The organism is Methanocrinis sp. (assembly GCF_049974945.1).
Taxonomy (GTDB): Archaea; Halobacteriota; Methanosarcinia; order Methanotrichales; family Methanotrichaceae; genus Methanocrinis.
The window spans coordinates 1-9,892 of sequence record NZ_JBNGCU010000068.1 but is presented as its reverse complement, the minus strand read 5'-3'; the positions used below and the strand labels follow the sequence as shown (position 1 = coordinate 9,892).

Annotated in this window: 10 protein-coding genes; 2 read left to right on the top strand and 8 right to left on the bottom strand. The window is 60.9% G+C overall.

Features of this window, described 5'->3' with window-relative positions; translation table 11 throughout:
- Positions 1–132: 132 nt before the first annotated feature.
- Positions 133–807: a restriction endonuclease gene (locus ACP5EL_RS07530; RefSeq protein ID WP_428401903.1), complete on the bottom strand. Its 675-nt coding sequence runs from the start codon at positions 805–807 to the stop codon at positions 133–135.
- 289 nt (positions 808–1,096) lie between these two features.
- On the opposite strand from ACP5EL_RS07530, the gene ACP5EL_RS07525 reads away from it, so the two are divergent.
- Together ACP5EL_RS07525 and ACP5EL_RS07520 are read left to right on the top strand one after the other, a co-directional pair.
- Positions 1,097–1,420: a DUF2551 domain-containing protein gene (locus ACP5EL_RS07525; protein WP_428401902.1), complete on the top strand. Its 324-nt coding sequence runs from the start codon at positions 1,097–1,099 to the stop codon at positions 1,418–1,420.
- Positions 1,417–1,818 (top strand): hypothetical protein, encoded by a 402-nt coding sequence (locus tag ACP5EL_RS07520; protein ID WP_428401901.1) that lies wholly within the window; start codon positions 1,417–1,419, stop codon positions 1,816–1,818. The genes ACP5EL_RS07525 and ACP5EL_RS07520 overlap by 4 nt, the downstream gene beginning before the upstream one ends.
- Before the next feature lie 29 nt (positions 1,819–1,847).
- Here the strand turns inward: ACP5EL_RS07520 and tfe are convergent, their stop codons facing one another.
- The 7 genes from tfe to ACP5EL_RS07485 all read right to left on the bottom strand — a co-directional run.
- A complete protein-coding gene (gene tfe, locus ACP5EL_RS07515; RefSeq protein WP_428401900.1) occupies positions 1,848–2,345 on the bottom strand; it encodes a transcription factor E in 498 nt (165 codons plus the stop codon).
- A 173-nt stretch (positions 2,346–2,518) separates the two neighbouring features.
- Entirely contained in the window at positions 2,519–3,838 is a 1,320-nt protein-coding gene (locus ACP5EL_RS07510) for an AIR synthase-related protein (protein ID WP_428401899.1), read from the bottom strand.
- Positions 3,839–3,872: 34 nt separating this feature from the next.
- Positions 3,873–5,651, bottom strand: a complete 1,779-nt coding sequence (gene mutL, locus ACP5EL_RS07505) for a DNA mismatch repair endonuclease MutL (protein WP_428401898.1) — start codon at positions 5,649–5,651, stop codon at positions 3,873–3,875.
- A complete protein-coding gene (mutS, locus tag ACP5EL_RS07500) occupies positions 5,638–8,334 on the bottom strand; it encodes a DNA mismatch repair protein MutS (protein ID WP_428401897.1) in 2,697 nt (898 codons plus the stop codon). The genes mutL and mutS overlap by 14 nt, the downstream gene beginning before the upstream one ends.
- Positions 8,335–8,515: 181 nt before the next feature.
- Complete coding sequence (locus tag ACP5EL_RS07495) at positions 8,516–8,749, bottom strand: Lrp/AsnC ligand binding domain-containing protein (RefSeq protein ID WP_428401896.1); 234 nt, start codon at positions 8,747–8,749, stop codon at positions 8,516–8,518.
- Between the two features lie 144 nt (positions 8,750–8,893).
- Entirely contained in the window at positions 8,894–9,451 is a 558-nt protein-coding gene (locus ACP5EL_RS07490) for a tetratricopeptide repeat protein (RefSeq protein WP_428401895.1), read from the bottom strand.
- 55 nt (positions 9,452–9,506) lie between these two features.
- Positions 9,507–9,892 (bottom strand): DUF3467 domain-containing protein (locus tag ACP5EL_RS07485; RefSeq protein ID WP_428401894.1); only part of this gene is annotated, 386 nt, incomplete at its 5' end.

The following is a 9,892-nucleotide window of genomic DNA, read 5'->3' as shown; positions in this document are numbered from 1 at the left end:
GAGCCGGAGCTGTAGTCGGCGGCGCCCTTCTTGTACCAGCGATCCGGGTCTAACAAGAGTTCACCGCCTGGCTCCATCGTCTGCAAAACCTGGATCTCAGCATGTAGTTTGCACCTCTGGTCTGGAAGGTTGTTAAGCCTTGTGCAGTTCCAGGAGGTGAGCGATCATACTCTCGAATTTATCGCGGAGGATCGGGGCTTGGGACCTGTAGATCTCTGCAATGTCGTGGTCGCCGAGACCGCCCCTCTCGGCCAGATCCATGATGTGATTCTGGATGTGTTCGGGCCTGAAGCCGTAAAGCCAAAGGGCGGCGATGAATAGGATGATGAGCATTGCGGCGAGACTGGCCTTCTTATTTTTTTTCTTGCTAAAGTCTGACCTCTCGGCCGCCTCTCTGTGCCGCAGGCTCCTCTTCTCGGTGACGTTTCTTCCGAGCTGCTCGATCTCTCGCGGACCCCAGAGCCTGATGCCCCGCCTCTCGGCCAGATCCGCAGCAGATCGAGAGAAGCCTGCCGTGGGAGAGACGACCACGCAGATGCTTCCAGGATGGCGTTCCCGAGCTCTCGCGGCCCTCTCGACGTCGGCCTCGTCGACGGATGACTCGGATTTTTTGCAGTATAAAATGTAGGTGATCGAGTGGCCCACCTCGTCGGTCCTGGTGGCCATCATCTCCGATCCGCCATCTTTGGATCTCGTGGCCTTGCCGACCCTATAGCCGTTCAGCTCGATCAGATCGGCAAAATCCTCCTCGAAACCGTACCCGTTCCCCGGCGCGCTCAACCGTCTCGCCTCCCTCGAATCCTTCAATTCCCATCCGATGATCTCTTGGACTTATTTGACTTTCCACCGTTTTCTTCTGCGGCGGAAAGCCGTCGAGCTCCAAAGAGATTCCAAATACCAATGCCTTATATATTATGATATTCTATGGTTATTTATAGTTGGGGCAAGCTGAAGGCCTGGGCCCCTCGACCGGCTCCGATCCGGCTGGCGCCGCCGGGATGCGTAAAATGGCCGAAGGGCAGCTCCATTATGGCAAGATATATATTGCCAGGCCGCAATTCGCTGTCCGCATGTACTTGGACGGTGGTGATGTGATATGAGTTCGATGCAATCTGAGATCGCCAGCCGTCTGGTCCAGTTCCTCGACCTGGACACGGATGGAAGACGGCGTTTCGTTCTGGGAGTGATCCTCGAATCTGGCGAAATTACCGTAAGCTCTCTTTACAAGGCGGTCAAAGAGCAGTTCGAGACCTCACGCAAAGTCGTGGCATCGCTCTTGGGATATATATGTTCAAAGCTAGGAATCCTCAGGGCGCACAAGAAGTCCTACCGTCTGCCAACGGTCTACATCCTTAAAGAGGAGTATGCTGACCTAGTCAGGACCGTTCTAAACGCCACCGCAGCTGCCAGCGATTCATGACCCTGGTCAAGAACGCTCCAAGAACTGCGACCACCCTGAAGATCAGATCCAAATCGGAACACTGGATCAGCCACTCCAAGGATCCCTACCTTGAGCTGATGCTCCGCCTCTTCCAGGACGAGAAGACGGCCCGCCGAGGCAGGGATTTCCTCAACATGGTCGAGGAGGGGCAGCTGAATGGAGAACCTCTCAAGGCCAGGGATTGGAAACGGATAATGGAGGATCTGGAGATATCCAGGTCCGCCTTCTACTTCATGAGAAACAAGCTTCTGGGCGCTGGACTGATCGCCATCAGGTCCGGGGAGTACAGGCTCTCCGGCATGTTCAGCCGCGACCTCGCGGACATGTCCCGATGGTGGTGGACGGCGGTCATGGGAAACGATCCCGAGAATCTTTAGGTGTTATAATTTCAGAGTGATCTTAAATATCACAGGGCTGCAGTCAGATCCGCCATCCTCTTCTCGATCGTGGTCACGATTCTGTCGTTGTCCATGTACTCCAGGCCCGCTCCGCAGAATGGACATACGAAGTTGTTCTCGCTCGCCTCGTCGAAGACGAAGCGGGCACAGCCGCTGACGCACGCATAAAATATGTTGTTCTTCTCATAACTTAGCCGCTGATCGAGCTTCCTCAGGAGCTTTCGAACCTCCGACTCGAGGGCCCTGTCGAGGTTATCGGTGCACAAAGTCCAGAGGTAGGTCAGCCACCCGCTTTCAGGATCCCTCTCCCTCCTGTACTTGGCCAGCCGGTGTTCATAGAGCAGGTAAAGGGTCCTTCGGACGGTGTTCAGGCTGACCCCCGAGATCTCGGCGACGTATTCGTCGGTGACCTCCTCTTCGGGCATGCATTCGACGATCTGGAGCCCCTCCTCCCCCACGAGCTTGTGCAGGTAAGCGCGGTAGATAGGATCCTCAATCAAGACCAAGAGATCACCACTCGGTTCTCCCGGTGGGAGTGTTCACGTCTTCGATAGTTTTGGCCATCGTATTTTCCTATATCGATTATCTGCGCACCTATAGCTTATAGCGATTTCCCTGCATCCGGCTTTCCGCAGTTTAAGAGGGGAGGGCCATAATCCCGATGAGTTCAAGATCCGCCCTACCTCTCGCTCCTGATCCTATCGACAAACCGCCTCTTCTTGGCGATCGCTCTCTCGGCTGCCAGGTCCACCTTCTCCCTCATCTCGGCGAATTCCCGAAGGGGCCCCTCGTCCACCGCCTTCTTTATGGGAGTGTAGGCAGACTCCCGGAACCGGGGCTCGAAATCCTTTATTCCGTCTCGAGCGTGAAGCTCGACTCCGAGACCCTCCTCGACCCTTCCAATCCTCTCGATCTCGACCCCGGTGCTCCTGACCACCCTCGTTATCTCCTCGGCTGAGGCTGGAGGGGCGATCACCAGGAGGGCGTCTATCGAGACCCCGAGATAGTCTATCTCGAGAGCCTCCAGCATATCGAGGACCCTTCTGTTCACGAGCCCTGCCATCCTCTCCTCCTCGAAGATGAGCTTCACCCCGGCGGTCTTCGAGATCTCCTTGGCATCGCCCCTGATCCCGCCGTTGGTGACGTCGGTCATGGCGTGAATCTCGACATCGGCTTCCAGGAGGGCGGCGGCGGCCTCCAGAAACTTCACGTTGATCGTCTCATCGACGACATCGTGCCAGCCGTAATAGAGGGCGGCGGCGCAGATCGTCCCTCCTCCGGCCCCTTCGGTCATGAGGATGAGATCGCCGGGGGCGGCGTCCTTCCTCGGCGATAGACTGTCTGATACCCCCACCGCCCCCACGCAGCCTGTGAGCCGATCTCCGATCACCATGTCCCCCCCGATCCTAAGGGTGGACCCGGTTATGAGCGGGACATCGGTCAGCTCTCCTACGGCCGCGATCCCCGCAAGGTGGTCGAAGAGGCGGCTGACGTCGCCGTCGTCGGCCAAATGAATGTCGGAGAACATGGCGACGGGCCGCGCCCTCATGACCAAAACGTCCCTCAGGGTCGCTCTGGTCACGTGAAAGCCCGCCAGGAAGGGGTAGTCGCTGAGCCGCGAGTGCATACCGTCGACGGAGAGGACCAGGTACTTTCCTCCGGCCTCCACGGCTCCGGAGTCGTCGAGCTGGCGCGAGTCGACGACGGCATCAGTCTCCCCGATCACCTCGGCGATCTTCTCGTGGGCGTAGAAGTCGCCGAGCCCCCTGGACCCGACGCCGAAGTCGCCCATGGTCACCCCCGAGTCCAAAAGCTCGAAGACGTCGCCTTCCGGGTTCAAAGTCGCCCTGGCCTCTTCCAGGACGGCTTCAGCCAGCTTTTCAGCATACGCCCTCGAAATCCGATCGCCCTTCACCTCGACGATGGCATCGGCCAGCTTCGCCTCGATATCGGGGTCATCTCTCGAGAGGCCCCTCTTGGCAAATCCCTCCAGATCCATGGATGGGGGTAGGCCCCGGAGGATAAAAAAAGCTCTATCTCCGGCCGAAGATCTTCTCCAGCTGGACAGATGATATGGTGACCGTGGTGGGCCTTCCGTGGGGGCAGGTCTTGGGGTTCTCGCAGGCGAATAGCTCTCGCAAGAGGTCGTGCATCTCCTTCCAGGCCATCTCGTGGCCGGCCTTTATCGAGCCCCGGCAGGCGAGAAGCTTAAGGATCTCGTCTTTTGCCGTCGCCTCGGTTCCCACCTTGCCCAGGGCGAATAGATCCCTCAATACGTCGTGGACCGCCTGGGGGCTTTCGAGCCGGGAGCCCGTGGCCGGGACCGACCGGACGTGGTAGGCGCGTCCGCCGAAAGGATGGATCTCAAAGCCCATCTCCGCCAGAACCTCTCCCCAGTCCTCCAGCATCACCACCTCCTTCGGCGATAGCTCCAGGGTGACCGGCTCGATCAGCCCCTGGGATATGGCGCCGGAGGCGTATTTTTTGGCCAGGGTCTCGTACCTGATCCGCTCGGCCGCGGCGTGCTGGTCCACCAGGACGAGCCCCTCGGGTCCTTCGGCCACGATGTAGAGCTTCAGGGCCTGGCCGAGGACCCTCAGCCTCCCCGGCGTCGCCACCTCCAGCTCCAGCCTCTCTCTTCCAGAGGTGAAGGGAAGGGTCCTCTGGAGGTCGACTGCGGCGGCGTGTCCCTCGCCCTCCCCGGCGGACTCCGGCCTCTGCTCGGCCGCCAGATCGCCGCCCTCACCTTCCGAGACCCCGATCTCCGTCCGCTGGAGGGCCTTCATCTGCCCGGGGCCAGACTCCTTCTCCTCGGCCTTGGCGAGGGCGAGCCGGATCAGCTCGGTGACCATCCCGACGATCTCCTCCTCCCTCAGGAACCTGACCTCCATCTTGGCGGGATGGACGTTGACGTCCACCATCGAGGGGTCGATCTGCAGGGATAAGACGGCGATGGGGTATCTTCCTGTGGGTAGGAGGGTCCTGTAGGCCTCATTGACCGCCCCGGAGAGGGCCCGGGACCTGATCGGCCTTCCGTTGACGTAGCTCATGATCCAGTCCGGGCTGCTCCGGGTGACCGTCTGCCTTCCCACGACGCCGGAGATGGAGACGAGCTTCGATTTGGCCTCGATGGGTATCAGGTTTCGAGCGACATCGCTTCCCAGGATCCTGAGGATGGGATCGTTCCAGCTCTCGGAGCGGACGGACTTGAAGAGAGTCTTCTTCCCGCTGAAGAGATCGAAGGATATGGAATGGTTGATGACGGCGTAAGAGGTGACCACGTCCACGATCCTCGCCAGCTCCGCCCTCCCGCTTCGCAGGTACTTGCGCCGGGCGGGGACGTTCCGAAATAGGTCTTTAACCTCGATCCTAGTCCCGGCGGGCGATCCGGCATCCCTCACGTCCACGATATTGCCGTCCTCGATCTTGAGGCGGGTTCCCGTCACCTCCAGATCCTCGGACCTGACCTTGGTGACGACCTCGACGGACCGAGCCACGCTCGCGATGCTGGAGAGGGCCTCGCCCCTAAACCCCAGGGTCGATATCCGATCCAGGTCGTCTGATCCCGATATCTTGCTCGTGGCGTGCTTCTCGAAGGCGATGAAAGCGTCCTCTCTGTCCATGCCGCAGCCGTCGTCGGTGACCCTGATCAGGCCCTTTCCCCCCTCGATCACCTCCACCAGGATCTTCGTCGCCCCGGCGTCGATGGAGTTCTCGATCAGCTCCTTGACCACGGAGGCGGGCCTCTCGATCACCTCTCCGGCGGCGATCTTGTTGATCGCGTCCCGGTCGAGGAGCTTAATTCGGGCCATTCGCCTCCTTCAGCATCCTCTGGTACTCCGAGAGCCTATTCAGCGCCTCCAGGGGGGTGAGGGCGTCCAGGTCCAGGTCCCTGATCTCATTTAGGAGCTCGCCGCCTTCGGCCGCCAATCCGCCACTGCCCACCTTCTCTACCTCTTCGTCCTCTCCCCCTCCTTCTCCGACCTCACCTTGCCCTGCCCTCGGCTGATCGAAGAAGATGAGCTGGGTGTACTTGGGGCCCTTCTTCCTGGACCTGCCGCCGTTTCCCAGGGGCTCGATAACGGCCTCCCGCTCGATCTCTCTCAGGATCTCCTTAGCCCTTGCGACCACCTCCTCGGGAACGCCCGCCAGTTTCGCGACGTGAATCCCGTAGCTTCGGTCCGTCGCGCCCGGGACGACGGTCCGGAGGAATACCACCGAATCCCCCTCCTCCTTCACCGCCATGTTGTAGTTCTCGACCCCGGAGAGGACCCCGGCCAGCTGGGTGAGCTGGTGGTAGTGGGTCGCAAAGATCGCCTTTCCCCGGACCTTGTTGTGGATGTACTCGGTGATCGACCAGGCGATGGCCAGGCCGTCGAAGGTGCTCGTCCCCCGGCCGACCTCGTCCAGGAGGATCAGGCTCTGGGGGGTGGCGGATGAGAGGATCTTCGCCAGCTCCGTCATCTCGATCATGAAGGTGCTCTGGCCCGCCGAGAGGTCGTCGTAGGCCCCGACCCGGGTGAAGATCCGGTCGACTGGGGAGATCGAGGCGAAGGCGGCGGGGACGAAGGACCCCATCTGGGCGAGGACGACGGCTAGGGCGATCTGCCTCATGTAGGTCGACTTTCCGGCCATATTCGGCCCGGTCAGGATCAGAAAACGGTTGCCTCGCCCGTCGAGGTGGACGTCGTTTGCGACGAAACCGCCCCGCATCGCCCTCTCCAGGATGGGATGGCGGCACTCCCTCATCGAGATCTCCCCCTCGCTGTTCAGCCTGGGCCGCGAGAACTCGTTCTCGGCGGCCACGAAGGCCAGGGTGGCGAAGACGTCCAGCTCGCCCAGAGCCGCGGCCCTCTCCTGGATCTCCCGGCCGCGGCCGGCGGCCTCGGCCCTGATCTTCAGGAAGAGCTCCTCCTCCAGGGATGAGGCCCTCTCCTGGGCCGAGAGGACCCGGGCCTCCATCTCCTTCAGCTCGGGGGTGATGAACCGCTCGGCGCCCGTCAGGGTCTGCTTTCTTATGTACTCGGCAGGAACGGCCGCCAGGTTCGCCTTGGTCACCTCGATGTAGTAGCCGAAGACGTTGTTGTAGCCGACCTTCAGAGACTTTATCCCGGTCCGATCTCGCTCCTCCCGCTCCATCCGGGAGATCCAGCCCCTTCCCTCCCGCAATAGCGACCTCAGATCGTCCAGCTCGGGGTCGTAGCCGTCCCGGATTATGCCGCCGTCCCTGATCGCCGAGGGCGGATCGTCCCGGATCGCCCTCCCGATCAGGTCGGCCAACTCTTTTAGGGGGCCGAGGTCGAGCCCATCTTTCAGCTCCAGAAGCCTGCTTGATCTGACCTCCGCCAGGGTCTGGCCTATCCGGGGAAGCCTCGCCAGAGAGGACTTCAGCGCCACCAGATCCTTGGGCGACGCCGTCCCGCAGCTGGTCCGGGCCACCACCCTTTCGAGGTCGCCGGACCCCTTGAGAGAATCCCGGATCTCCGTCCTCAGAAGGGAGCCTGCGACCAGCTCCTCCACCGTATCGAGGCGGACCTCTATCTTCTCCGGGGAGATGAGCGGCGTCTTCATCCACTTCTGCAGCGTCCTCGACCCTCCAGGGGTGCTGGTCAGATCCAGAAACTCCAGAAGCGATCCCCTCTTGGACCGGTCCCTGATATTCCGGAAGAGCTCCAGGTTTCGAAGCGTCGTCTCGTCCAGGACCATGAACTCCTTGGGCGAGTAGAGCCTGATCTCAGAGATGTGGTCGAGGGCCAAAAGCCGGGCCGATTCGAGGTAGGAGAGGGCTGCGCCGCAGGCCCTAACCGCAGTGTCGATACCTATCAGGCCCGACCTCTCCAGGGCCTCCTCGCCGAAGTGGTCGAAGAGTCGGGCCCTGGCCCTATCTCGGTCGAACTGATCGTCCTTTAGCCTCTGGACCCGTCCCCCCTCTCCCTCGCCGAGGAGTTGGGGGTCGAGGGATTGGGGGATGAGGCACTCGGCGGGCCGAAACTTGGCCAGCTCTCCGGAGAGCTTCCCCTCGTCGGCCAACAGCTCCGTCGCGAGAAACTCGCCGGTGGAGACGTCGAGGAAGGCGAGGCCGAGTCGCCCCTCCTCCTCGAAGATCGACGCCAGGAAGTTGTTCGACCCCTCCTCCAGCATGGAGGGCTCGATGATCGTCCCCGGCGTTATGATCCGGATGATCTCCCTTTTTACCAGCCCCTTTGCCTTCTTGGGGTCCTCCACCTGCTCGCAGATGGCGACCTTGTAGCCGGCACCGACGAGTTTGGGGAGGTAGGCCTCCAGGGCGTGGTAGGGGATTCCGGCCAGGGGAATCCGATTTCCCTCTCTGTCCTTCTGCCGGGAGGTGAGGGTGATGTTCAGGACCCGGGCCGCGATCTCGGCGTCGCCTCCGAAGGTCTCGTAGAAGTCGCCCATCCGGAATAGCAATACAGCATCGCCGCACTTCTCTTTCATCCCGAAGTACTGGTCCATCAATGGTGAGATCTTGGCCATGGGCTATCCGAACCTTATGGGCGTCTCGTCTCTCATATCGGTTTCGGCTCCCGGGTGGCGGCAGATCCGGCGGCGATGACCAGAAAGGCGACGAAGACCGCGAGGGTACAGGACGAAGAGAGACCCGCGACCACCGTCACCGTCCGAAGATCCCCGGGTCAGCTCTGATCGCTCCGGCGGGTCAGAACTTCAGCTCCATCCCCAGGATGGTCTCGGTGGAGCTGACGCCGTGGATCTCGCGGACCTGGAGGACGATCATGTTCAGGTCGGCGATCCCGTCCACGTCGGCTATGGCGATGAAGTCCGTCTCCCCGTAGACCGGGACCACCTCCCGAACTCCTCGGATTGCGGTGAGGGCGTCGTAGACCGCCTTCTCGGCCCCCGGCTCTGCGTTGATCATTACGAAACCTTTCAAGCTCTATCCCTCCTCTGGAGGATCTTAACCTCGTTTCCAGATCCAGCCCTGATCTCGGTCTACATCTAGATCTAGCTCTGGATCTAGCTCTGGATCTGCTCTGGATCTGGCGTTATTATCCTCTTGGTCTGTCTCATCCCTATATCAGCCTTCTTCGGGCCGATCTGTTCCAATTCCGTCTCCGTCTTCCGGGCCGAACTCTCCACCGAACTCCCCTCCGAACTCCGTCCTGATGGTGATCTCCATGATCACCCTTCTCAGGGCCTCGATCTCCCTCTCTATGGCGATCGACGGCTCCAGGTTCGCCGCGTCCATCAGGGCTCCCAGGGCGTCCTCCAGCCGGCCCATCCCCACCAGGACCGTGGCCAGGTTCCTGAAGTCGGTGGCCTCGGGCTCGTCGTAGACGATCTTCTCGTAGGTATCGATGGCCTCCTCGAACCTGTTCATCGCCCGGAGGACGAAGGCCCTGTTTCTGAGGGCTTCCAGGTTTTCGGGATCGGCGGCCAGGGCCCGGTCGTAGGCCTCCAGAGCCTCTTCGGGCCTATTCATCGAGTAGAGGGCTACGCCCTTGTTGTTCCAGGCGTCGGCGTTCTCGGCGTTCATCTCCAGGACCTGGTCGAAGAACTCGATCGCCTCCTCGAACTCTTTGCGCTTCACCCGGTCCATCCCCTTGTGGACCAGAACCTTCTCTTTCGACTTCATAGAAACCTCCTTCTCATCCTCATCCTAATTCTCATCCTAATCCTCGTCTTCATTCTCACATGTAGCCCTGGATGGGCGCGGACTGCTCGGGCTCGGCCTTTCTCCCGCCGGGCTTTTTGATCTCTCCGAACTGGCGCTCGTACTCTTTGAGGTGGTTGTTCAGCCAGTCGGCGAGCTCCTTTGCGGCCAGGGGCGAGAGGATCAGCTCCGTCTCCACCTTCCTCTCCATGACGCTCACCTGCTTTCCGTCGTCCTGGACGACGGCCTTCGGCGAGTCGTTGTAGAAGGCCATCCTGAAGTCGTAGGGGCTGTGTCCGCCCATCGCCCCCACGGCGTAGACCTGCCTGAACTTGTCGCTCTTGGAGATCTCCAAAGAAAATTCCATGAAGGCCGAATCCCCTCCAAGCTTAAAATAGCTGATGACCTGATCGGCCCCTCCCC